19 protein-coding genes are annotated in these 24,234 nt (G+C 60.7%); 15 read left to right on the top strand and 4 right to left on the bottom strand.

The window, feature by feature from the left end; genetic code table 11:
* Positions 1–31 precede the first annotated feature (31 nt).
* From ACFO3S_RS16680 to rhaS, 8 genes are all read left to right on the top strand, one after another.
* Positions 32–1,078 (top strand): autoinducer 2 ABC transporter substrate-binding protein, encoded by a 1,047-nt coding sequence (locus tag ACFO3S_RS16680; protein ID WP_378098532.1) that lies wholly within the window; start codon positions 32–34, stop codon positions 1,076–1,078.
* Positions 1,068–2,903 (top strand): cache domain-containing sensor histidine kinase, encoded by a 1,836-nt coding sequence (locus tag ACFO3S_RS16675; protein ID WP_378098530.1) that lies wholly within the window; start codon positions 1,068–1,070, stop codon positions 2,901–2,903. The genes ACFO3S_RS16680 and ACFO3S_RS16675 overlap by 11 nt, the downstream gene beginning before the upstream one ends.
* Positions 2,890–4,554 (top strand): response regulator transcription factor, encoded by a 1,665-nt coding sequence (locus ACFO3S_RS16670; RefSeq protein ID WP_378098529.1) that lies wholly within the window; start codon positions 2,890–2,892, stop codon positions 4,552–4,554. The genes ACFO3S_RS16675 and ACFO3S_RS16670 overlap by 14 nt, the downstream gene beginning before the upstream one ends.
* The gene (locus ACFO3S_RS16665; RefSeq protein WP_378098527.1) at positions 4,538–4,864 is read left to right on the top strand and encodes an L-rhamnose mutarotase; all 327 of its coding nucleotides are present in this window, start codon (positions 4,538–4,540) and stop codon (positions 4,862–4,864) included. Before ACFO3S_RS16670 ends, ACFO3S_RS16665 begins: the two co-directional genes overlap by 17 nt.
* Before the next feature lie 144 nt (positions 4,865–5,008).
* Positions 5,009–6,544: a sugar ABC transporter ATP-binding protein gene (locus ACFO3S_RS16660; protein WP_378098526.1), complete on the top strand. Its 1,536-nt coding sequence runs from the start codon at positions 5,009–5,011 to the stop codon at positions 6,542–6,544.
* Complete coding sequence (locus tag ACFO3S_RS16655; RefSeq protein ID WP_378098524.1) at positions 6,541–7,590, top strand: ABC transporter permease; 1,050 nt, start codon at positions 6,541–6,543, stop codon at positions 7,588–7,590. The genes ACFO3S_RS16660 and ACFO3S_RS16655 overlap by 4 nt, the downstream gene beginning before the upstream one ends.
* A 3-nt stretch (positions 7,591–7,593) precedes the next feature.
* Positions 7,594–8,583: an ABC transporter permease gene (locus ACFO3S_RS16650; protein WP_378098522.1), complete on the top strand. Its 990-nt coding sequence runs from the start codon at positions 7,594–7,596 to the stop codon at positions 8,581–8,583.
* Positions 8,584–8,677: 94 nt separating this feature from the next.
* Positions 8,678–9,772, top strand: a complete 1,095-nt coding sequence (gene rhaS, locus ACFO3S_RS16645) for a rhamnose ABC transporter substrate-binding protein (protein ID WP_378098520.1) — start codon at positions 8,678–8,680, stop codon at positions 9,770–9,772.
* 160 nt (positions 9,773–9,932) lie between these two features.
* Here rhaS and ACFO3S_RS16640 read toward each other — a convergent pair whose 3' ends face one another.
* The gene (locus tag ACFO3S_RS16640) at positions 9,933–10,775 is read right to left on the bottom strand and encodes a lipoate--protein ligase family protein (RefSeq protein WP_378098519.1); all 843 of its coding nucleotides are present in this window, start codon (positions 10,773–10,775) and stop codon (positions 9,933–9,935) included.
* A 245-nt stretch (positions 10,776–11,020) separates the two neighbouring features.
* On the opposite strand from ACFO3S_RS16640, the gene ACFO3S_RS16635 reads away from it, so the two are divergent.
* The 5 genes from ACFO3S_RS16635 to ACFO3S_RS16615 all read left to right on the top strand — a co-directional run bounded on the left by ACFO3S_RS16635 (position 11,021) and on the right by ACFO3S_RS16615 (position 17,887).
* Entirely contained in the window at positions 11,021–12,346 is a 1,326-nt protein-coding gene (locus ACFO3S_RS16635) for a glycoside hydrolase family 125 protein (RefSeq protein WP_378098518.1), read from the top strand.
* Positions 12,339–15,449 carry a beta-galactosidase gene (locus tag ACFO3S_RS16630; RefSeq protein WP_378098516.1) on the top strand — a complete coding sequence of 1,037 codons (3,111 nt, stop codon included), beginning with the start codon at positions 12,339–12,341 and terminating at the stop codon, positions 15,447–15,449. Before ACFO3S_RS16635 ends, ACFO3S_RS16630 begins: the two co-directional genes overlap by 8 nt.
* A 157-nt stretch (positions 15,450–15,606) precedes the next feature.
* On the top strand, positions 15,607–16,338 hold the full coding sequence (locus tag ACFO3S_RS16625; RefSeq protein WP_378098514.1) for a ZIP family metal transporter: 732 nt from the start codon (positions 15,607–15,609) through the stop codon (positions 16,336–16,338).
* Positions 16,339–16,357: 19 nt separating this feature from the next.
* Positions 16,358–16,975 (top strand): hypothetical protein, encoded by a 618-nt coding sequence (locus ACFO3S_RS16620; protein WP_378098512.1) that lies wholly within the window; start codon positions 16,358–16,360, stop codon positions 16,973–16,975.
* Positions 16,976–17,245: 270 nt separating this feature from the next.
* A complete protein-coding gene (locus ACFO3S_RS16615) occupies positions 17,246–17,887 on the top strand; it encodes an Rpn family recombination-promoting nuclease/putative transposase (protein WP_378098510.1) in 642 nt (213 codons plus the stop codon).
* 194 nt (positions 17,888–18,081) lie between these two features.
* Here the strand turns inward: ACFO3S_RS16615 and ACFO3S_RS16610 are convergent, their stop codons facing one another.
* On the bottom strand, positions 18,082–18,387 hold the full coding sequence (locus ACFO3S_RS16610) for a helix-turn-helix domain-containing protein (RefSeq protein ID WP_378098647.1): 306 nt from the start codon (positions 18,385–18,387) through the stop codon (positions 18,082–18,084).
* A 285-nt stretch (positions 18,388–18,672) separates the two neighbouring features.
* On the opposite strand from ACFO3S_RS16610, the gene ACFO3S_RS16605 reads away from it, so the two are divergent.
* The gene (locus ACFO3S_RS16605) at positions 18,673–19,029 is read left to right on the top strand and encodes a LytTR family DNA-binding domain-containing protein (RefSeq protein ID WP_378098507.1); all 357 of its coding nucleotides are present in this window, start codon (positions 18,673–18,675) and stop codon (positions 19,027–19,029) included.
* A gap of 90 nt (positions 19,030–19,119) precedes the next feature.
* Positions 19,120–19,398 carry a hypothetical protein gene (locus tag ACFO3S_RS16600; protein WP_378098504.1) on the top strand — a complete coding sequence of 93 codons (279 nt, stop codon included), beginning with the start codon at positions 19,120–19,122 and terminating at the stop codon, positions 19,396–19,398.
* Between the two features lie 70 nt (positions 19,399–19,468).
* Here ACFO3S_RS16600 and ACFO3S_RS16595 read toward each other — a convergent pair whose 3' ends face one another.
* Together ACFO3S_RS16595 and ACFO3S_RS16590 are read right to left on the bottom strand one after the other, a co-directional pair.
* A complete protein-coding gene (locus ACFO3S_RS16595) occupies positions 19,469–22,447 on the bottom strand; it encodes an SNF2-related protein (RefSeq protein WP_378098502.1) in 2,979 nt (992 codons plus the stop codon).
* Positions 22,444–24,084 carry an SWIM zinc finger family protein gene (locus tag ACFO3S_RS16590; RefSeq protein ID WP_378098499.1) on the bottom strand — a complete coding sequence of 547 codons (1,641 nt, stop codon included), beginning with the start codon at positions 24,082–24,084 and terminating at the stop codon, positions 22,444–22,446. The genes ACFO3S_RS16595 and ACFO3S_RS16590 overlap by 4 nt, the downstream gene beginning before the upstream one ends.
* Positions 24,085–24,234 lie beyond the last annotated feature (150 nt).

Genomic DNA, 24,234 nt, shown 5'->3' with positions numbered 1-24,234 from the left:
TTTTACAAGGCTGGGGAGCGGAGGGAGTCCGGTGTTTCGTACAATGGCGAGCTTGATGATGTTGGCGCTGCTTGTCGCGTGCAGCTCCGGACCCTCCGGAGACTACGAGCTGATCTATTCGATGGAGCCGGTCGGTTCGGTCGAGACGCCTTCGCCTTCGGGTGAGAGCGGCCCTCCCGAACGGTACAAGATCGCCATGGTGCCCAAGGTCCGGAACGACTACTTTAACTACGTGGCCGAGGGCGCCAGGGAGGCGGCCGGGGATCTGGGCGTCGAGCTGATCTATCGGGAGCCGTCCAGCGCCGACGCGGAGCCTCAGATCGAGGTGGTGGAGGAGCTCATCGAGCGGAAGGTCGACCTGATTGCGCTGTCGGCTAACGATCCGGTCAAGCTGGTTCCCGTTCTGCGGAAGGCGAAGGAGCAGGGGATCCGGGTGATCACGTGGGATGCGGACACCGAGGCGGCTGGGCGAGAGTTCTTCGTGAACATGGTCGATCCCGAGGTGCTGGGCAGACATCTGTTGGATACGCTTGCGCTGACGATGGGAGAGGAAGGCAGCTTCGCGATTATGACGAGCTCGTTCTCCGCCGCCAACAATAACGAATGGCTGGAATGGATCAAAGTTCAGCAGCAGGAATATTACCCGGATTTAACGCTCGTGACGACGGTCGCGACGGACGACGACCTGGGGAAATCTTATCAGGTGGCGAACGAGCTGCTCGCCGACTATCCGGAGCTGGACGGCATTATCGGCAATTCCTCCGTCGGTCCTCCCGGCGCGGCCAAGGCGGTAAGGGAAGCGGGCAAGCGTGGGCGCGTGAAGGTCGTCGGCCTCTCCGGTCCGAACCTGATGAGGGAGTATTTGCTGGACGGCTCGGCGCAGATGTCGACGCTGTGGAGTCCGAAGAAGCTCGGCTACTTGACGATTCGGCTTGCCGACGATCTGCTGAACGGCAAGACGCCGACCGACGGTCGGGAGATCGACGGCGTCGGCAATATCCGCGTGAACGGGGATATGGTTATTATGGGAGAGCCGCTCGATTTTACGGCGGAGAACGTAGGTCAATATGATTTTTAGGCGCCGAAGAGGATGGAATTTTCGCCACTATCCGATCGCGTATAAGCTGACGGTTGTCTATGTGGCGCTGACGGTGCTTCCCCTGCTGCTGCTCGTCTACGTCTCGTATACGCAATACGCGAGATCGGTCGAGGAGCAGATCGGCGAATATATGCCCCGGTTCCTGTTCCAGGCGAACGCGGATATCGAGAAGCACATCGACGAGCTGACGACGCTTCCGGATATGCTGTTCAATTCGGAGGACGTTCTGACGATTCTCCGGCGCGAGGGGTACGACCGGAGATCCGCTCTGAACCGGGATCAGTACGCGATGAACAGCTATTTGGCGCGCACGTATACGAGCGGAAGAAACGCCGACGTGATGGGCGTTTTTGTCTTGTCTAACGGGCGTCTGTTTTTCAGCTCGAAGGCCGGCTTTCGGGAGGCCGATTGGAGCGAGCGGCTTGGCGCCGACATCGGACGGTTCGGGACGGCCGGCAGCCGGGCAAGAATCTTGCTTCCGGACGAGATGAACGTGAAGCTCGACACCGGCACTCCCTACGTGTTCATTCACAAGCCGATCAGCGACAACGACAACCGCAGAAATCTGGGGACGATGCTGATCGCGGTCGATCTGAGCTTCATCGACAACATCGTGCGCAACTTCGAACGGAACGAGCGGGCGGAGCTGTGGGTCATGACCTCGGCGGGGAACATTATTTTCCACACGAACCGCGACAAGATCGGGACGGTCGACGAGAACAAGATCCGCTATCCGACGCTGAACGGCAGCTTCCGAACGAGCGCGTCCGGTCCGGCCAAGCTGGTCAGCGTCAACCAGTCTCCTGGCCGGGGGTGGGTGCTCCTGCACAGCATTCCGCTGAAGGAGCTGACCGAAAGAACCGACATCGTGCGCAATGTGACCGTATTCGTCATTATCGGGATCATCTTCGTGACGTCCCTGATCGCCATCCTGCTCTCGTACAGCATGACCCGGCCGTTAAAGAAGCTGAGCGGTCTGATGAAGTCGGTCGAGCGCGGAGATTTCCAGGTCGACTTGCAGGTGCGCAGCGGCGACGAGGTCGGCACGCTGGCGAGAAGCTTCAACTCGATGATCTCGACGATTCGGGAATTGATCGAGCAGAACTATCAGATCGAGATCCGCCAGCGGGAGGCGGAGCTGTACGCGCTGCAGTCCCAGATCAATCCCCACTTCATGTACAATACGCTCGAGACGATCGGCATGGCCGTCGAGGAAGGGGACACCGAGCAGGTGGTGGACATGGTGACGCTGCTCGGCCGCATGCTGCGTTTTTCCGTGTCCAATCATGCCAAATCCGTCGCGATCGCGGAAGAGGTCCAGCACGTGAAGGATTATTTGACGATTCAGAAGTTCCGCTTCGAGGACCGGCTGCGCTTCAAGCTGGTCACGACGATAGGCGAACTTGATTTACGCACGCTGTATACGCCGAAGTTCATCCTGCAGCCGATTGTGGAGAACTCGATCAAATACGGTCTGGAGACGCGCAAGGCGCTCGAAATCCATATTACGGCCAGCGAGGAGTTCGGCGCCCGATCGGGCAAGCGGGACATCGTATTCCGGGTCAGGGACAACGGGCCGGGCATCCCGGGAGAGAAGCTGGAGGAGCTGGAGCACTCGCTGAAGAGGATCAGCTTCGAAGGGCGAAGCGCGCATTTTGGCCTGATCAATGTAAACGCCAGAATCGTGATGATGCACGGCGCGGATTACGGATTGCAGCTGCACAGCATCGTCGGGCTGGGCACGGAAGTGACCGTCCGCATTCCGATGACGAGAGGGGAGGCGAATGAAGGTGCAGACGATTAGGACGCTGATCGTGGACGACGAGCCCAGAATACGCAGAGGGATCGAGCGGCTCGTGCTGTCCTGCGGAGAGGGCTGGGAGGTGGCGGCGACGGCTGGAGACGGAAGGGAGGCTCTCGACTATTTTCGCGCGACGGACGGCGCGGTGGACCTGCTCATCACGGACGTGAAGATGCCGGAGATGGACGGGCTGACGCTGATCCAGGAAGCGAAGAAGAGCTACTCCTTCTACCCTCTGCTAATCAGCGGGTACGACGATTTCCAATATTTGCAGACGGCGCTCCGCGAGGGAGCGCTGGACTATTTGCTCAAGCCGGTTGACCGCGAGCAGTTCCGCAGGAGAATGGCGGAAATTCGCCAGATCGTGTCCGAGGGGCGGTATCAGCTGCAGAAGCGGGGAGAGATGGAGCGCGAGGCGGAGAAGCACCGGAAGGCGCGGCAAATCCAGACGCTGAGCTACATCGCCTCAATGGATATCGATGCGGCTTCGCTCGGGTACTGGGTGGACGATTTTCCGAAAGGGCGATATCTGCTGATGGCGGTTCGCATGGACACGATGCCGGTCAAGGCCCGGAGCTACAAGCCGGGCGATTGGAAGGCGTATTTCTACGCGCTCGAGAACATTATGGGCGAGGTGCTGGAGCAGCGCTTCAGCGGACAGGGGGACCGTCTGGGCTGGTGCTGGCGAGGCGGCGAGACGGAATTCTGGATGCTGCTCTTCAGCCCGGATCCCGGTCTGGAATGGGAAGCGGAGGCGCTTGAGCTGGCAACCGGGCTGCGCTCTTCGATTCAGACGTATACGCCGTTCTCGGTGTCTGTTTCCTACGGAGACCCGATCGAGGATTTGTACCTGCTGCCCGAGGCGAAGCGCCAGGCGCTCGGCTTGATGAACTACCGGTTTCTGTACGGAGGCAACCGAATTTTCCGCCGGGAACGGACCGAGCCGGAGACGGCCGCATCCGGAGCGCCGGACAAGGAGCTGGCGGCGACGCTGCGGAAGCTGAAGCGAAGCGTCGAGCAGGGACAGGCGGAGGAGGCCGAGGCATGCTCGAAGCGGCTGTTCGAGCTGCTGGACCGAACGGGTTCGCCCGACAAGCTGCAGAGGATGGCGAGGAACGCGATGATTCTCGTTCATTCGGCAGGGCTGGAAAATCTGAGCGGCTACGCGATGTCTCTGTCGCTGGAGGAGGAGCTGCACAAGGCGGAGAACGCCGCCAGTCTACACGAGCTGAAGAGGTGCGTGAACGGGCTGCTGGAGCGGGTGCTGAAGGACATCGGCCAGGCTCGCGAGAGCGGCAGCCGCAAGCCGATCGAGCAGGCGAAGGCCTGGATGGCGGAGCATCTGGATCAGGAGATCACAATCAAGAGAATCGCCGACATGGTCTATATGAACCCGACGTATTTCAGCGAATATTTCAAGCAGCAGACAGGAGAAACGATGCTCGATTACTTGACGCGGCAGCGAATCGAACGGGCCAAGACGCTGCTTGCGGACCAGAGGCTGAAAATTCAGGAGATATGCGGACGGATCGGCTATCAAGACGCCAAATATTTCGGCAGGCTGTTCAAGCAGTGGACCGGGCACACGCCCTCGGGATACAGGGAGCGCCTGCTGGCGCGGGAAGGAGAGATGGCGAATGAGCAAGAGCCGTAAATTCGCTTGGACGTGGACGATCAAGGCAGACCGGGTGGAGGAGTACGTCGCCCTGCATGCCGAGCCGTGGCCGGAGGTGCTGGAGGAGCATGCCCGGGCGGGCATCCGCAATTATTCGATCTTCCGCAGTGGCAACCGGTTTTTCTATTGCTTCGAGTGCGACGATGTGGAGCGGGCTTTCGCCTACCTGGCGGAGAGCGAGGCCTGCCGCCGTTGGAATGCCGTCACGTCGGAGATGGTCGAAGGCTCGTTCGACTTGAACGAGCCGGAGCCGATCCGTCCAATGGAGGAAGTGTTTTATTTGCAATAGCCGTCCGGCCGTCCTGTCGGCCGCCCCGAGCTTCATGACCCGAAATTTGCCCCCCCTATCTGAATAATGCCCCCTATGGACGCTATCCCGACCGCAGTATTCTTAAGCTACGCATTGAGAGCTAGAGAGAAGGAGGGGTCGGGGATGGCGCAGGCGGAATACGTCCTGGAGCTGCGAGGGATCACGAAGGTGTTCCCTGGCGTCAAAGCGCTGGACGACGTCTACTTCCAGTTAAAGCCCGGAGAGATCCACGCCCTGATGGGAGAGAACGGAGCAGGCAAATCGACTTTCATCAAAGTGATTACCGGCGTTCACGCCCCGGAGGAGGGCGACATGTTCCTGAACGGGAGGAAGGTGTCGTTCAAGCATCCGACGGACGCCCAGAAGGCCGGAATCGCGGCGATCTATCAGCATGTCACCAACTATCCGGATTTGAGCGTGACCGAGAACATCTTCATGGGTCACGAGAAAATACAGAAAGGAACGCGGCGCATCCGCTGGAAGGAGATGCACGAGGAAGCGGGCCGCCTGCTGAAGGAGCTGGGCGCAAGCTTCGGCCCGAAGACGCAGATGGGCGCGCTCAGCGTCGCCGAGCAGCAGATCGTGGAAATTGCGAAAGCGCTGTCGGTAGACGCCAAAATTATCATTATGGACGAACCGACGGCCGCGCTGACGAAAAACGAAAGCGAGGAGCTGTACCGAATTACGGAGCGCTTGCGGGACGGCGGCGCGTCGATCATCTTCATCTCGCACCGGTTTGAGGACATGTATCGGCTGGCGAGCCGGGTGACCGTATTCCGCGATTCGAAATATATCGGCACGTGGAACGTCGACGAGATTTCCAACCCCGATCTGATCGTGGCGATGGTCGGACGGGAAATTTCCCAGCTGTTCCCGAAGACGGAGGCGAAGATCGGAGAGGAGCTTCTTCGTCTCGAAGGGCTCGGTAAAACCGGTTATTTCGCGGACGTTTCCTTCACCTTGAGAAGAGGGGAGATTCTCGGGCTCACGGGCCTCGTCGGTGCGGGCCGCACGGAGGTGTGCGAGACGCTGTTCGGCGTATCGAAGCACGACAAGGGCCGAATCGTGTTCAAGGGCAAGGAGCTGAACGTCAGAAGCCCCCGGGAAGCGATGAACGTCGGCATCGGCTACTTGCCGGAGGACCGCCAGAAGCAGGGCCTCGTGCTGCAGTGGGGGATCGGCCGGAACATTACGCTGCCCGCGCTGCAGAGATTTTCCCGCCAGGGGATGCTGAACGCCCGCAAGGAGCTGGCGCTGGCCAAGGAGCTCGCGGAGAAGGTCGGCGTCAAAGCGAACAGCGTATTCACGCTGGCCGGCGCCCTCTCGGGAGGCAATCAGCAGAAGGTCGTGTTCGCCAAGCTGCTGACGGCCGAGCTGGACGTGCTCATCCTCGACGAGCCGACCAAGGGCGTGGACGTCGGCGCGAAGTCGGCGATCTACGAGATGATCAGCGATCTGGCGAACGCCGGCTACGGGATTCTGATGGTGTCCTCGGAGATGCCGGAGATCATCGGCATGTGCGATCGGGTCGCCGTCATGAGAGAGGGCCGGATTACGACGATTCTGAATCGGGAGGAGCTGTCGCAGGAAGCCATTCTGGCCGCTTCGATGGACGATTCGGCATCCGCGGCGAGCCGGGCAAGGGGGGAGGGGGCATGAAACCGACGGCAACGAATCCCGCGGCGGCCATTCAGGGCGCGCAGGGACGGCCGGACAAGGCCGGCTCTCTTAGCGCCGGCATCGCCAAGTTCCGGGAGCTGGGGCTGCTGCTCTTCATCGTGCTGCTGTCCATCGGCGTGCAGCTGCGCAATCCGAGCTTCCTGACCTGGGAGAATATCGGCGACATCGCGACGAACACGGCGATTCTCGGCATCCTCTCGGTCGGCATGATGCTCGTCATCCTGACGAGAGGGATCGATCTCTCGATCGGCGCGACTCTGGCGCTGGCCGGGATGGTCTCGGCGCTAACGGTCAGCCACTATCCCGGCCTGCATCCGCTGCTGGCGATCGGCGTCGGAATCGGCGTCGGCCTGGCGTGCGGCATCGTAATCGGCTTCCTGGTGTCCTGGGTCAACATTCTTCCGATCATCGCCACGCTCGGCATGATGAACGTCTTCCGCGGGTTGACGTTCGAGACGAGCGGCGGCAAGTGGGTCAGCGCTCACCAGATGCCGGAGAGCTTCAAGGCGATCGCAACCGGATCGGTGCTCGGCATTAACCACTTGATCCTGATCGCGGTCGCCGTCTATATCGCCGCCTACTATTTCGTCGGCCATACCCGCACGGGAAGAAGGGTGTATGCGATCGGAAGCAACCCGACCTCGGCGGAGATCAGCGGCATTCGGACGGGCCGGATTCTATGGCTGGTCTACTCGATCATGGGCGGGCTGTCCGGACTGGCCGGCGTGCTGTGGGTGTCCAAATTCGCTTCGGCGCAGGGGGACACGGCTGCGGGCTACGAGCTCAGCGTCATCGCCGCTTGCGTGCTCGGCGGCGTCAGCATCGCGGGCGGCGTCGGCAAGCTGTCGGGCGTCATTCTTGGCGCGGTGCTGCTCGGCATCCTGAACAATGCGCTGCCGATGATCAATGTGTCGCCGTTCTGGCAGAACTTCATTCAAGGCTCGATCATCCTCATTGCCGTGCTGGTCAACGCCCTGGTGAAGCGGGGAATCGACCGCAACAACCTGATGAGGAGGAAGATATAAGCCATGGAACAACGACAGATTGCAAGCAAGAGGGAGTTTACGCTGAAGGGCTTCGTCCTCCAGTGGGAATGGCTGCTCGTTCTTCTCCTGCTCGGCGTGTTCGTCATGAACTCGAACCTGTCGGAATATTTTCTGGACTCCGCCAATCTGAGAGACGCGACGATGGGCTTTCTGGACAAAGCGTTTATCGTGCTGCCGATGGTCTTCATCATCCTGCTCGGGGATATCGATATTTCCGTCGCCTCGATCGTCGCCCTGTCGTCGGTCATCATGGCGGATCTGTACCAGCACGGCGTCCCGATGGAGCTGGCCGTGGTCATCTGTCTGGCTGTCGGCACGCTGTGCGGCTGGATCAACGGCTTGCTGATCGTCAAATACAAGGAGCTGTCCGCCGTCATCGTCACGCTGGCGACGATGATCATCTATCGCGGAATCGCCTACATTCTGCTGGAAGACCAGGCTGCGGGCAAATTCCCGGGCTGGTTCAAGTTTCTCGGCTGGGGCTACGTCGCAGGCATTCCTTTTATTCTGATCGCATTCGCTTTCTTCGCCGTCGTCTTCTGGATTCTGCTGCACAGAACGACATTCGGCAGAAAAGTGTACGCAATAGGGAATAACGCAACCGCGGCCAGATTTTCCGGCATTCAGGTCGACCGGATCAAGATCGTCGTCTTTACGCTGGCCGGTCTGATGTCCGCCATCGCCGCCCTGTTCCTGACTTCGCGGATGGGCAGCACCCGTCCGAACATCGCCACGGGCTACGAGCTTGAGGTGATCGCGATGGTCGTACTCGGCGGCGTCAGCACGGCGGGGGGCAAGGGACGCATGATCGGAGCGATACTGGCCGTCTTCCTGATCGGATTTTTGCGCTACGGTCTCGGCCTTGTGAACGTCTCCGCGCAAACGCTGCTCATCATTATGGGCGCGCTGCTGATCGCTTCGGTAGCGATTCCGCAGCTGAAGCAGCGCTTCTCCGCCGTCCGCAGGACGTAAGCGACGGGTTCAAGCACGCTACAACACGGTCTTGCGACTGTTTTGTATAGTCATTATCATGCTTCAGAGCGAGAAGAAAAGGGAGGATAAGAAAATGAAAAAGGTGTTTGGAACGATTCTGACCGCGGTTATGCTCATCGCGGCGCTGTCGGCTTGCGGCGGCGGCAAGGACGGCAGCGGAGGCGGCCAGGCTTCGAGCAGCCCGTCGTCCAGCGGCCAGGCTTCGGGCAGTCCGTCGTCCGGAGGCCAAGCGGACGAACAGAAGAAATTCGCCATCGTCTTCAAGAACGCCGGAAATCCGTACGGAGAGAAAGAAATGGAGGGCTACAAGAACGCGATTGAGGAGCTTGGCTACGAGGTCATCCTGAAAGCTCCGGACCAGCCGACCGCTGAAGCCCAAATCTCGATGATCGACGAGCTGATCTCCCAGAAGGTGAACGCCCTCGCGATCGTGGGCAACGATCCGGACGCGCTGCAGCCGGCGCTGGAGAAGGCGATGAACGCCGGAATCAAGGTGCTGTCGCTCGACTCTGCGGTAAACGCGCAAAGCCGCATGCTGCACATCAATCAGGCGGATCCCGAGCGCATCGGCCGCACGCTCGTGCAGGGCATGGTCGAGATGATCGGCGGATCCGGAGAAATCGCCATTCTGAGCGCGACCTCTCAAGCGACGAACCAAAACCTGTGGATCGAATGGATGAAAAAAGAGCTGGAGGACCCGAAATACGCCGACGTCAAATTGGTGAAGGTTGCTTACGGCGACGACCTGCGCGACAAGAGCGTATCCGAGACCGAAGCGCTGCTGAAGTCGTACCCGAATTTGAAGGGCATCATCTCTCCGACGACGGTCGGCATTGCGGCCGCCGGCAAGGTGCTGACCGACAAAGGCCTGAAGGGCAAAGTGCAGTTGACAGGTCTTGGCCTGCCGAGCGAGATGGCCGAGTACATCGAAAGCGGCGTCTGCCAGTGGATGTACCTGTGGAACCCGCTTGACGTCGGCTATCTGTCCGGCTATGCCGCCGACGCTCTCGTCAACGGCACGATCACCGGCGCCATAGGCGACAAGTTCACGGCCGGCAAGCTCGGCGAGAAGGAAGTCATCGCCGACGGCGACGGCACGCAGGTGATGCTGGGCGATCCGTTCAAGTTCGACGCATCCAACATCGCAGAATGGAAAGACGTCTATTAATTACGCGAAAATAGAAGAGGGAGCCGTTTCGAAAGGTCTGCTGCAGACTGGAGGAACGGCTCCTTTCTCTTCCCGAGGAGGAGGGGCGGCGCGCGCCGTCTCGGAAGCGCCGAGCGGCTCTGCCCAATGGAACGGACGCCCGGCGACTTGAGCCGCCGAGTCAGCTCAGCAGCGGGTATCGTTCCCGAAGCTTCCGGCTCATGCCCGCGACGGCTTCCTCGTCGAGCCGATGCAGGGGGAAGCGGCGAAGCGGGGAGGCAGGCCGAGCCAGCTCCTCCAGCGCGCGGACGACCGCGCCGGTGAACGCCTCTGCGGAAGCGGGGCCGGCCGGCGCCCGCTCGTTCAGGCTGGTCATCGTATCCGGCCTGACCGCAGGATAGTCTTCCGGTCCGGCGCCGGCTGCAGCCTCGTCGTAGAACGCCTTGACCAGCTCCGCCCGCTCGGCGCCGGAGCCTTCGACGACAACGAAAGCCTGAACGATCATCGCCTTCAGCTGTCTTCGCTGAGCGATGCCGCAAAATTTCAGCCCGTCCACGCTCAGATCGTAGTCTCCGGGGCAGTAAGAGCCCGCGATTTCGCCCTTGTCGATTCGGACGCCGTAGAAGGACAGCGCCCGGCCGATCGTCCGAGCCATCTTCTCAAAGTCGTCCGAGTAGTTCTGCGTCCGGCTGACGTCAATCGGCAGCACGAGCGAGACGTTCGCGACTCCGGCGTCGAGCGGAACCGCCGCGCCTCCGGAATGGCGGACAAGCACGGAGTAGCCCATGCGGCGAAGCCGACGGGCCGCTTCGGGCGCGCCGGGCAGCCGGCTGTCTCTTGCCCCGATGACGAAAGCGCGCGGATGCCGCCATAGATGGCACACCGGATCCGCTCCGCCTCCGACCCCCCTGCCGAGCAACTCGTCGATCGCGAAGGATCGGGCGACGTCTTGTCCGCCATCAAGCTCCGCCGTCCGGTCCAGAATTCTGATTCCCCGCGCCCATTCATTCTCCCGTCCGTCCATGTGTAGCCCCTCCCTGATCTGCCGAATGTTCCGGTCTCCCTAGCATACCTGATGCGGGAGAGGGGCAACAACCGGCCATCCCGACGGTTGACCTCGCTCGACGTCTACTCGATTCCTGTAATTGCGGCCGGTCTCGTCTGCTTACCCGCGGCCCTGATGTCCATCCGCGCGAAGAAGCTCGGGACGGTGAAGGAATCGCGGGGGTGCGCGCAGAATCGTTTAGGTTATGGAGGGATTTATCAATCATGGAACAATTCCGATTGCCCCAAATTTCCATGCCTAAGCTGGAGCTGCCCCAGGCGGTGCAGGACGCGCTGTCCGAAGCGGAGAGACGGCTGGCTCATCGCCCCAAGCTGCTGAAGCTGTTCAAGAACTGCTTTCCGAACACGCTGGAGACGACGACCAAGCTGAAGGACGACGGCACGACGTTCGTCATAACCGGGGACATTCCGGCCATGTGGCTGCGCGACTCCGTCGAGCAGGTCATCCATTACGTGCCGTTGGCCAAAGACGACGCCGATCTTCAGCGGGTGATCGCCGGACTGGTCAAGCTTCATATGAAGCTGATTCAAATCGATCCTTACGCCAACGCCTTTAACGAAATGGACAACGACTGGCATTGGGATGCGGACGACGTCACGGAGATGTCGCCGCGAGTGTGGGAACGCAAGTTCGAGCTGGACTCGATCTGCTTCTCGATGCGGCTTGCCTACGCCTATTGGAAGATGACGGGACTCGCGGACATCTTCGACTCCGAGTTCAAGAAGGCGATGCGTACGGCGGTCGATCTGTGGAAAAGGGAGCAGCGCCATTTCGAGCAATCTCCGTACCGCTTCGAGCGGAACAACGGCATTCCGACCGACTCGCTCATGAACGGCGGGCTGGGCATGCCGGTCAACTATACGGGCATGGTCTGGTCCGGCTTCCGTCCGAGCGACGACGCCTGCGACTTCCATTACAACATTCCGGACAACATGTTCCTCGTCGTCACGCTGCGGCAAATGCGGGAAATCGCCGAATTCGTGTTCCGCGACCTGTCGTTCGAGCGGGAAATGGCCAAGCTGGAGCGCGAGGTCGATCACGGCATTCGGCTGTACGGCGTCTACCGGCATCCGGAATTCGGCCCGATCTACGCGTACGAGACGGACGGCTTCGGCAATTATAGCTTGATGGACGACGCCGGAACGCCGGGCTTGATCTCGATTCCTTACTTGGGCTACGTCTCCGAGGACGATCCGATTTACGAAAATACGCGCCGCTTCGCGCTGAGCCGGGAAAATCCGTTCTACTACGAAGGCAAGGCTGCTAAGGGAATCGGCAGCCCGCACACGCCCCCGGACTATATCTGGCATATGGCGCTGTCGATGCAGGGGCTGACGGCGAAGTCGGCCGAAGAGAAGCTGGAGATGATCGCCCTGCTGGAAGCGACGGACGCGGACACGGGCTTCATGCACGAAGGCTTCCATGCCGACGATCCAAGCCGATTTACGAGAAAATGGTTCGCGTGGTCGAACAGTCTGTTTTCCCAGCTGGTCTATAAGTCGATGAAGGCGGGATTGTTGGATGGCTAAAACGGTTATTTTCTACGACCCTTCGTTTCCGGGCGCCGCGGCGCTCGGGGGCGAAGCGACGGAACGGCTGCGGGCGATCGGCACGGTTGCGGACGCGGCCGGCTTAGCGTCCGCGTTGAAGGAGGCGGACGGAGGCAGCTTCGTCACGCTGCATGCGCCTTACTTTCCTGCGGACGCCTGGGAGGAGACGCTGGTTTTCCTGAAACGGGGAGGCGGACTGGTCAGCGCGGGCGGAGCGCCGTTCCGCCGACCGGTGCGTTCGGTCGAAGGCCGATGGCATGTCGAGCCCGAACAAACCGCCTATCACCGGCAGCTTCGCATTCACGAAATGCTGCCGGTCAAGTCCGAGCCTGTCGCGAAGCTGGAAGCGGCGGGCGATCTTCCGTTGTTCAGGGGCAGCGAGGCGCTGCTCGACGTTACGGATACATGGAACCTCGTTCCTCACGTGACGAAGTCGAGCGACCTGCCGCATCAGATGGGCTCCGCCGGTCCGATGGACGCGATGATCCACGCCCTGGTGAAGGGCGTATCGTCCGAAGGGCGGGAGGTTGCCGCTCCGGTCGTGCTGTGGGAGAACATGCGCGGCGAATTCGCCGGCGGGCGATGGCTGTTCGTCAACCAGCCGCTCGGTCGTGCGTTCGCCGAGTCCGGCGGCTTCGCGGCGCTGGCTCGCTGGGCTTCGTTCTGCGCGGCCGGGGTCACCGAGCTGTGGGTGAAGCCGGGCTACGCCTCCTACGAGCTGCACGAGCGCCCTCTGCTGACGCTTCAAGCCCAGAAGCTCGGGCGCGGCGGAGAGGCTCGCGAGTGGACGTTCGCGATCCGGGTCGTCCGGGAGAAGGACGGGGCGGACGTATTCGAGCGCCGGCTTGCGGCCAAGGTTGGGGAAGGGATTTGGTTCGAGCGCATTCCGCTGCCGATCGATCTGGAAGGCGGCTATTATGCGGTGGCGTGCGAGGCGGAGGCTTCGGACGGGGAGAAGCGCACCTTGCGCCAAGGCTTCTGGGCCGTCGACGCGGAGCTGCTGAAGTCGGGCAGCCCGATCCGCGCCGGCCGGGACTACTTCGAGAAGGACGGGCAGCCGCTGCCGATCGTCGGCATGACGTATATGACATCGGACGTCGCCCGCAAGTTTCTGTTCCTGCCCAACGTCTCCGTCTGGGACAAGGATATGGCCCAGATGCGCAAGGCCGGCATCAACTGGATTCGCACGGGCATCTGGACCGCCTATCGTAACGTCATGCAAGTGGATGGACACGCGTCGGAGGAAGTGCTGCGTTCCATTGACGCTTTCTTCCTGACGGCGAAGAAGCATGACCTGCAGGTGACGTTTACGTTTTTCTCGTTTACGCCGGAGACGTGGGAAGGGACGAATCCGTATCTCGACCCTCGGAGCGTGGAGGCGCAGAAGCGCTTCATTCGCTCGATCGTCAGCCGTCACCGGGAGACGGCCAACGTCGATTGGGATTTGATCAACGAGCCCTCGATGTTCGATTCCGAGCGGATTTTCTCCAGCGGTCCCCGGTCCTGCCGGGACGGCTTCGAGCGGCAGGCTTACGTGCGGTGGCTGTCCGAGCGGCACGGCACGGTCGAGGCGCTGCGCGAGCGCTGGGGCATGACGCCGGGAGAGCTGCCGGACTTCGCGGCGGCGGCCATTCCGGAGGCAAGCGAGATCAACTTCGACGTTCAGGATATGCATTCGGGAAAAAGAGGGACGCGCTGGCTGGATTACGTCTTGTTTTCGATGGAGATGCACAACCGTTGGGCCAAGGAGCTGTACGGCGCGATCAAGGAAGTGTGCCCGAACCAGCTTGTCACGGTCGGCCAGGACGAGGCGCTCGGGGCGCAGCGGCCGTCTCCGTTCTTCTATCAGGAGGCGGCGGATTACACGACAGTGCACAGCTGGTGGCTGAACGACCACCTGCTGTGGGACGGCATTTTCGCCAAGACGGCCTATAAGCCGAATGTGGTCCAAGAAACGGGCATTATGTATGTGGAGACGCCGGAAGGCTTCGCCAAGCGGAGCGAGGAAGAGCTGCGCGCCATGCTGGAGCGCAAGTATGCCTACGCGTTCTCGACGGGCGGAGCGGGCGCGATCCACTGGATCTGGAACACCAATTTCTATATGGACAACGCCAACGAATCGCACATCGGCGCGCTGCGCGCCGACGGAACGGAGAAGCCGGAGGCGGACGTGTCGTATCGCTTCGGCAGCTTCATGGAGGAGATTCGCGGCTTGTTCCGGGACCGAGAACTCGAGGACGTCGCCGTCGTCTTCCCGTATTCCAACGATTTCTCGAACCGCAGGCTGGCCTTCGACGCCACGACGCGGTTGACGCGGGTGCTCGGTTACGAGCTGAACGTGCCGTTCCGAGGCGTGTCGGAATATCGCTTGCGCGAGCTGGAGGCGGCTCCGGCCAAGCTCGTCATCGTACCGTCCGCGCATAACGTCGACGACCGGGCGTTCTCGGAGCTGCTCGATTACGTTGCCCGTACGGGTGCGACTTTGTTGTTCACCGGACCGATGGGCCTCGACGCGTATTGGCGTTCGGCGGAGAGGCTGGCCGATGCGTTCGGAAAACGGAAGCTAAGCAACGTCGTTCGCGAGGAGCGGCTGGTCATCGGCGGCGCGTCTTATCCGGTGTCGTACGGCAGCCGGAGGATCGCCGAGGCGTTTAAGGAATTTTTCGTCGGGGGAAGCGGATCGGGTTCGGCGGGCGATGCGGTCGTGGAGGCCGCTTACGGCAAAGGACGCGTCATCTGGTGTCCGCTGCCCGTGGAGCTGAACGATCGGATCGAGCCGATCGCGGCGCTGTATGTTTACGCGCTGAAAATCGCCGGATACGAAGCGGAGATGGAATGGCTGGAAGGCGATCAGCCTGGCGTGTACGGTCGGCGGCTGAAGTTCCGGGACGGCTCGCTGTACGTGTTCGTGTCGGAGTACGCCTTCGATATGCCCGTTCGGGTGAAGGACCCGCTCACGGCCGCGACTTACGGCTTCAAGCTGGAGCGCGAGAGAGCGGTGCTGTTCGCGACGGACGGAGAGGGGCGGATCGTGTCCGTCTACCGGCCGGAGGAGGTTCGGGTAACCGCCGACGTATGCTAGGCGAGGAGCCGAATCGGACCCGTTGCGATTCGAGGGCCGCCCCTCCCGGCCGCCGCTGGACTGGGGGGCGGCCCTCGTTCGCGATTGCAATGGCGGGCGATTCAAATTAGAATCAACTCAGACGCTAATGTTATCGGCACGAAGGGAGCATTCGGCTTTGGAGTCCGCTTTACTCGGAAGTTTCATTTCGGCAATGGCCACGGTGCTCGGAGCCGCGCCTATCTTTTTCATCCGCAGGCTGTCCGAGAAGTGGAAGGACGTGCTGGTCGCCTTCACGGCGGGCATTATGGTGTCGGCTTCGACGTTCGGTCTGATGCCGCAGGCGATTCAGGAATCAGGGATAGTCGGCCTGACTCTCGGCCTTCTGGTCGGAGTCGTCGTGCTCGATCTGATCGAGAAGAACATTCCTCATATCGACGTGGAGAACGACAGCCGGGTCAGCTCGTTCGATTCGAAGTCTCTGCTCGTCATTATCGCGCTGTTCATTCATAACATTCCCGAGGGCCTGAGCACGGGCTTCAGCTACGCGAGCCAGAACCAGGGGCTGGGACCGATGGTGGCGATCTCGATCGGAGCCCAGAACATGCCGGAAGGGCTCATTCTCGCCGTCTTCCTGATCAACTCGAAGGTGAGCAAGCTGAGATCGTTCGCCATCGTATTTTTGACCGGGCTGATGGAAGCCGTCTCGGCGGTCGTCGGCTACTTTACGGCAAGCGGAATCGCCGGCATGATCGGCTACGGACTGGCTTTCGCCGCAGGAGCGATGCTGTTCATCTCCTATAAAGAGCTCATACCGGAAAGCCATGGGCACGGGTACGAAAGGTCCTCTACTTACTCTTTTATCCTGGGATTGCTGCTCATGCTCTATATTAGCCAGTGGTTCGGATGAAGGGAGCGCGTCGGCGAAAATGAAGTTGTACGGCATACGGCTGAATCCTGCGTTCGAGGGCCGCTTTGGGAAATTTTTGGAAGACAATTATGTCAGCATCGGCTGCTCGGGCATCGGGGATTTGGAGGGAGCGGGCAGGGACGAGATCGAGGACAGATTGGCCCGAATAAGCGGCTATTCCGGGCGGGAGCTTTCGCAAAGCGCGGAGGAAATCCATCTGTTCGCCAGCGGTGTGCGGGACGGCGATTTGATTTTGTTCGCCGACGGAGACACGGTCATGCTGGGCGATGTCGGGGATTACTTCTACGTGGAGTCGTCTGACGTTCCGGAGGACGGGGCTTGCCATCGCCGCGGCGTCACGTGGCTGCACCGGATCGCGCGTTCGGAGCTGAACGGCCTCGTCCGGGACATGCTGGACGCCCCGGGCGCCATCAAGACTTTTCCTTATCCGATTCAGCTGGCGCAATTGGACCGATGGCTGTCGCCGCGGACGGGCGAGCCGCCGTCCGAAGGCCGGCCGAGGGTCGACGACGAGACGGTCGCGGAGGCGCTGGCGGTGCTGAAGGAGGCGCTTCGCAGCGGCGATCCCGACAGGCGGGAGCGCGCCGCCGCCGCTATTCTGCGTTACGCGAAGTGAAGCGCTGGACGGGATGATGGAACGCCTAGAACATGATATAATGTCTTTATACGCCGATACGGAAGCACCGATGGAGCGTGGCATTTTGTGCCGACTAACCATACGGGAGAGTGGATGTATTGGCTGTCGTTCGTTTGAAACCGAAAAACGATTTAATATTCCGCCATTTGTTCGTGCTTCAGAAAGTATAAAATTCGTTATCCTTATCTGAATCACCTCCGACATAAACGTTATCCCGCCGGTCCCAACGACGGCGTAAGCCGTTTATGCTTGGGAAGGCAAGCGTCGGAGGAAAGCTTGAAGGCGTTGCTGAACGCGATTCTTCGGCCGGACGGGACGGATCCGATCACGTCGCTCAATATTGCGGGAAACATGGAGCTAGGCAGCGATACGCCGGCGGGCAAAACCGGCCGCCTCGATATTCTGGCCGAACTGTCCGGCGGCGAATTGATCAATATCGAAATGCAAATGGTTGATCGTAACAACATGGTGAAGCGCACCCTGTTTTATTTGTCGAAGCTGTTCGCTTCAACGCTCGCCGCAGGGAAGCCTTACGAAAGCTTGAGAAAGACGATCACCATTAACTTCCTCAACTTCAACCTTTTCCCATACGATAGGTTTCATAGCTCGTACCACTTCTACGAGGACCACGAGGAACGTGCGCTGCTGACCGATGAGCTCGAAGTTCATTTTATCGAGTTTCCCAAGTTCGAGCGAATGGAGAAAGACACAAGCATCGCCTTGCACAGGTGGCTGATGTTCATGGACGAGAAGCTGCCTGAAGACCAATTGAAGGAGCTGATCGCCATGGATCCGATCATTGCCAAAACGGAAGAAAAGCTGGAAGAGCTAAGTTTAGAGGAACCGAGATGGCGCTCAAGATGCTGGCCAAAGGAATGGACATCGGGTTGATCGCCGAAGTCAGCGGGATGAGCGAGGAGCAAATCCGACGGCTGCCGGAGAGCAACGCCAAGCCGAACGCATGAGGAACCCTTCGTTGGATGCGCCAAGAAACCGTTCAGATCGTAAATCGGGGTCTCGCCTCCGTTTACGAAAGAACGGTTTCTTTGCGTTAGGATGGTTCTCCCGGAGGAGCGTTCATAGGCTCAACTCCGCTTATCCGTCGAATACTGATCACCGTCTCCCAGAATTTCCCGAACGACGTTGCGAACCATCCGAACCTGGTCGGGCTTCTGGGCTCGCAGCGCGGACAGGATCTCCTGCAGATCCCTTTCCGAGTCGGTCCGTTTTTCCTCCCCGTCTATGTAAGTGAACAACTGCGACAAGCTGACTTCCAGCGCTGCGGAAATTTTCGCCAAATTCAGCAGGGAAACGTTCTTCTCCCCGCGCTCCACTTGTCCAATATAGGAGTAGTGAAAGCCGCCTTTCTCCCCGAGCTGTTCCTGGGACATTCCCCGTTCCTTGCGCAAGCTTCGTATGCGTTGGCCGACGAGCTTGAGAATATCGTTCGCCAATCGTTCACACCTCTCAATCGTTCCTTACCAGTGTAGAAAAGTAGCGAAAGGGAATGAAGCGGCAGAAAGATACAGATGCGCCTAAAACCTGTATTCATAAATCGTATTTAAAGCTATAATCAAGACATCCGATTCTTGCATTTGCTTGGGATGCGATTTATGTGTATCATCTCCGCGCCGAAAATACTTATGCGCTACTAGCCACCGAGGAGGAGGAGACGGATGCGGCTGCCGCTGATGAATTCGAGAGGGGAGCATCGACTGCTCGACGTGAAGGAGATCGTGTATTTGCAGACGAACGGAGCGGGGAAAATGACGATTTATTCGTACGACGACGAGTATAAACTGATTTCCACGGTGAAAGAATTGTCCGATCTGCTGCAGGAATCGGGATTTCTTCGTACGGACCGGGGGACGCTCATTCACCCGGAGCGCGTGGAGGCGTTCGACGGAATCTTGAATATCGTCAAGCTTCGCACGATGAACGGAGAGATCATCGCGCCCGTGTCGAGCAAGGCGCAGAAGCAAATCAAGACCTACCTGAAAAGCTTGAAGGAGGTCAAAATGGACGAAGACTAAATCGACCGGCCATTCGGCCGGTCGAAGGTTTAACGGGCGCGATTCCTGACCACTCTAGTAATGAAATCATTTACTAGACGGGGTGATCGCATGATCTTGCTATGGTTGGCTGCCGGAACGGCATCTATCGCTTGTTTGATGGTATTCGGGATCGGCTCCCGCTCTGCTGCGGGCAAGGCGCTCGGCATGCTGTCCGCCGCGCTTGGAATCGCGCTCGGCGTGACGGCCGGCTCTGTGACGGCAAGTCTCGGAGCCGACGACAGGACGACCGCGGCCGTCGGCCTGCTCGGCTGCTCTCTGGTCGTGATCGCGGGCAGCGCTGCAGCGCGCAGGCTGCTCCGGAAATCGGCTCTACAGCGCCATCTATAAGAAAAGAGAGCGGTCTGCCCGAGAAGCAGGCACCGGCTGCATCCCTCCGGTCGGGAGTCCCGCCCTTCCGTCATCCGACGAGATCCCGCCGCAGCGTAAACAGGTCCTTCAATTCCTCCGTCGACAGCTCGGTAATCCATCCCTCGGAAGAGGAGACGACGTTGTCGCTGAGCTGCTGCTTGCTTTCCAGCATTTCGTCGATTTTCTCCTCCAGCGTGCCGAGCGCGATGAATTTGTGCACCTGCACGTCGCGCGTCTGACCCATCCGGTAGGCGCGGTCCGTCGCCTGGTTTTCGACCGCCGGATTCCACCAGCGGTCGAAGTGGAAGACGTGATTCGCCGCCGTCAGATTCAGCCCGACGCCGCCGGCCTTCAAAGACAGGACGAACACGCCGGGACGTCCTTCCTCCGAAGGCTCGGCAACCGATTGGAACTGCTCGATCATGCGGTCCCTTGCCGCCTTGGGCGTGCTTCCGTTGAGATAGAATACGGGCTCCTGCAATTCCTGCTTCAGAATTCGTCTCAGCATATTCCCCATATCGACGTATTGCGTAAAGATCAGGCAGCGGTCGCCCTCTTCGCGGAGCTCCTTGACCATGGCGATCAGGCGCTCCAGCTTGGAGGAGCGGCCGGCGAGCGCTTCGACGTCCAGGAGCGCCCCCTCGTCCGGCGAAGCCTCGGATTCGGGCACGGCTTCCTTGGTCAGCAGCAGCGGATGGTCGCACAGCTGCTTAAGCCGGGTCAGGGCGGCCAGAATCGCCCCTTTTCGTTCGATGCCCTCCAGCTTTTGCATTTTCTCCATCAGCTCGTTCACCGTCTGCTCGTACAGCGCGCCCTGCTCGGCGGTCAGATGAACATACGTTTTCATTTCGTTCTTGTCGGGAAGGTCGAGCTGAATGGCCGGGTCCTTCTTCTTGCGCCGCAGCATGAACGGCTTGATCAGCTTCTGCAGCTCGGCTGTGCTTTGCTCGTCCTTGTCCCTCTCGATCGCCGCGGCGAACCGGCTGCCGAATTCCCGCGAGCTTCCGAGGTAGCCCGGATTGATGAAGTCGTACAGCGACCACAGCTCGGACAGCCGGTTCTCGATCGGCGTTCCGGTTAGCGCGATCCGGTGCCTGGCGGGCAGGCTGCGCACGACGGCAGACTGCTTCGTCTGCGCGTTCTTGATGTTCTGCGCCTCGTCCAGGCTGATCGAGGTCCAGGTCAGTCCCTGGAGCGTCTCCTGGTCGAGCGAGCAGGTCGCGTACGAAGTCAGCACGACGTCCGCCCGTTTGGCTTCTTCGACGAATTCCTCCCCGCCGAGCCGCTTGCTGCCGTAATGCAGCATGACCTTCAGAGAAGGCGCGAAGCGGGCGAGCTCCTTCTGCCAGTTGCCGAGCACGGACGTCGGACAGACGATCAGCGACGGCATCGGGCGCTCGCCCTCTGGCGCGCTCTCCTGAATACGCAGCAGGTAGGCGATCAGCTGAACCGTCTTGCCGAGGCCCATATCGTCGGCCAGACAGGCGCCGAGCCCGAACTGGCGAAGGAAGCTCAGCCAGGCGTAGCCCTCCCGCTGATAGGAGCGGAGCTCGGCCCGCAGTCCCGCCGGCACGGGGAGCGCAGGCTGCTCCGATTGCTGGGTCAGCTGCCCGATGAGTCTCGTCAGATGCTCGTTCAGCTCGATCTCCAGCCGGATGCGATGCTCCCGCTCGGCGCCGGACTCCTCGTTCTCTCCGAGCTCTCCGCTGCTCCAATCGTCGTCCCCACCCAGAAGATGCAGCTGCAGCACTTGCTGGAAGGAGAGACCTTGGCGGCGGTCCACAGAGGCCATCGCTTTGCGAATTTGCGCCAGCAGCGCGGGGTCCAATTGAATCCACTGGCCGCGGAAGCGTACAAGCCGGGCGCCCCGGGCGACCAACTCGGCGAACTCCGCCTCCGACAGATCGACGTCGCCGATGGCGACTCGCCAGTCGAAGTCGACCAGCGAGTCGAGTCCGAACAGCGACCCGCCGGAGCGGCCTCCTTCGGCCGAGCCGACTTTGGCGCGGAGACGGGGCTTCTTCCGGCTGGCCGCCTCCCACCAGGCGGGCAGCAGCACCTGCCAGCCGGCCGCCAGCAGCCGCTGGCTGTCCGCCGTCAGGAAGCGCCAGGCGGCTTCGTCGTCCAGCGGCTCCGCGAACACGTCGCGAGGAGAGCCGTTGAACCGGTCGTCCGGCAGCAGGGCAAGCAGTCGTTCCAGCCATTGCGGCGATCGCTGCGCGACATACGGCGACCATTCGCGGGGCCAAGCGCCGAGCAGCTCTCCGGTCGCGGCCAGCCGCACGGGGAAGAGCGCCGACTCGTCCTGCTTGTCCTGGAGAACGAGCCGCATGCGCCAATCGTCCGCCCGTTCGTCCGGCTCCAGCAGCTGCAGCGCGGGGCGGAACGGCGCGTTATCCGCTCTCCAGCCTATGGCTACGAGCCAGTCGTTCTCGGTCAAGCCGGCTTGAACGAGCTTCTCCTTGCCCGTGAAGAGCAGCGGGAATTCCCTGCGGAGATCTCCGGCCGACGTCGGCAGCCCGTAATGCGTCTGGAAGACCGCACCGGAGAACGCCGCCCGAAGTCCGGCCGCGAACTCTTCATCGGATGAGACCGAGGCCAATAGGGCGCGGTCTTCCGCAGATAGCCCGTCTTCGTCCCACGTCCACTCCAGCTTATCGGCCAAGAAGGCTTCGTAGCTCGGGTGAAATTTCCTTTCCTCGATCCGCTTGGCCAGCAGAGGGGCGACTCCGATCAGCTGAAGGGCGCAGTCGTCCCATTCCCATTCGATATGGCGAAGCAGGTTCAGCTCGGCGAAGTATGGGATGACCATCTCGGATGGCAGCACGACGGCCTCGATGTCCTCCAGCCGATGGACGATCAGATCCGTACCGTAAAAAGAGGGCTCGTGCCAGGCGAACAGCGCATGCTTCAGAGCGACGCCCGAAGCGGAATCGTAGCCTGCGTAAAGGCCGTGAAGCAGAGCGTCGCCGTATCCTCCGAGCAGAACGCGCACGTAGATTTTTCGGTCTGTCTGGTGGTGCGTCATGTCAGCAGCTTTCCTTTCCGTAGCTCCTCCTGAAGCGCGCGGAGCCGGCTGTGCTTGTCGGCGAACGCCTCGAGGAACGCCTCCCAGCGAGCTTCCCGTTTCAGCCTCTTGTACAGCTTCGCCAGCCGCTTGAGCAGCTTGACCGCGATTTTGTAGCCTTCCCGGTTCTTAAGCAGGACGTAGCGTTCTACCGCTTGGTGGTAAAAGGGGAGCAGCGCTTCCGGCGCGTTCTTCTCGATGGGCGCCAGATTGGCAACCCGGAACTCCAACGGATCGTTGCCCATGCTGAGCTGAAAGTCCATCCATCGCCGCCATTGGCCGGTTGCCAGCAGCTTCTCCTCGTACAGCTCCCGGGTATGGGGCAGCATGGAGACGAGACTGTCCCACATCCGCTCGCCGGCTTCGGGGCAATGGCCCGTCGCCTGCTCCCAATATTCGGCATAGGCGCGCAGATTGCTGCCCTTGCGGAAATTGAGCATGGGCGCAATCTCGCCCAGCCAGTCGGCGAGCCGCCGCCATTGGCCGGTATTCGCCAGGTGCTCGAGCAAGCTCCACAGAAGCTCCTCGGGGACGTCCGTCTGCTCGTCGACGGTCCGAAGCAGCTCCATCGCCTGCTCGTCGTTTCCCTGGAACATCATGAGCCCGGCCCGGGCAGCGTCGCGGGCAAGGGCGGAGGGGGAATCGGCCGCTGCGGCCGTCTCCTCCAGACGAAGGAACTCCGCCTCGTAGTCGGTGGAAGCGCCCGAGCGGGGAAGCAGCCATTCCCTCCAAATTTGCAGATAATGATGCAGGAAATAGCGATTCTCGTTCGTCTCCGCCAGCATTTCATCACGCACGTAATCCAGCGTCTCGCGCGTTCTGGACTCGTTGTCCGGATCGGCCGACGCCCCGGCCATCTGCCCGATGCGCCGGCCGATCTTGCTTTGCAGGTCGGAGGCCGCGTGGTGCATGTGGAACGCCAGGTAGGAATACATATAGCCGGACAAATCCTGCGGCCGCTGGGTCAGCTTGCCCAGCACGTAAAAATGGGCGTGCAGGAGGAAAAAGGCGTCGACGTCCGCCGGAAGCGACGGCTTATGCCGATAGATCGCCGCAAGGGCGTCGTTAATAAACTGCGCGTTCCGCGAGCTCTGCATCAGCGGAGCGGTCGCCAGCGCCAGCCATTCGTGCCATTCCCGCACGCTGAGCTCGGCGAGCCTGCGGGCTTGCGACTGCAGCAGAGCCAGATCCTCGGCCGCCTTCTTGGCGGCGAGCTTCTTGGCCTCGTTGTAGGAGGCTGCGCGTTGTCTGGGCGCCTGAGCGCCGGCTAGCGACTTGGCGTTGACGAGCGTATGGATCGACCGGTTGTACAGGTCGGCATAGCGAAGAATCGCGGCGAACATATGCTTGCAGGAGTAGCCGACGGGACAGTCGCAGCGGCTGGACGATAGACTGTCGAGGTTTAATGAGAGATGGTAAAGCTCGCTGCCCTCGACGACGGCCTTCACCGTCCTCTCGGAGGGAAGGGTCAGCTTGACGACCTTGCCCCGTTTGAAGTATTGGAAGCCCCTGCTGATCGTGACTTCGCCGAAATGCTTGGCCACGTCCCGAACGAGCCGATCCCATTGCTCGTCGTCCAGTTCATAGGTTGGTATCATATTTGAAGTCTCCCGGTGATGGTGATCAGGCAATGATCCCTATAGTATAGCATGTTCCGCGGCGCTGCGTCCTTCGTTCCGGGCGGACGCCCGCGCGGCGATTCGTTCACATAATTGTGCCAAAAGTTTGACAAGCCCCGACGGAACTTC

It is taken from the genome of Cohnella hongkongensis (genome assembly GCF_042654645.1).
Taxonomy (GTDB): Bacteria; Bacillota; Bacilli; order Paenibacillales; family Paenibacillaceae; genus Cohnella; species Cohnella hongkongensis.
This window is presented reverse-complemented; position numbering and strand designations above follow the sequence as displayed.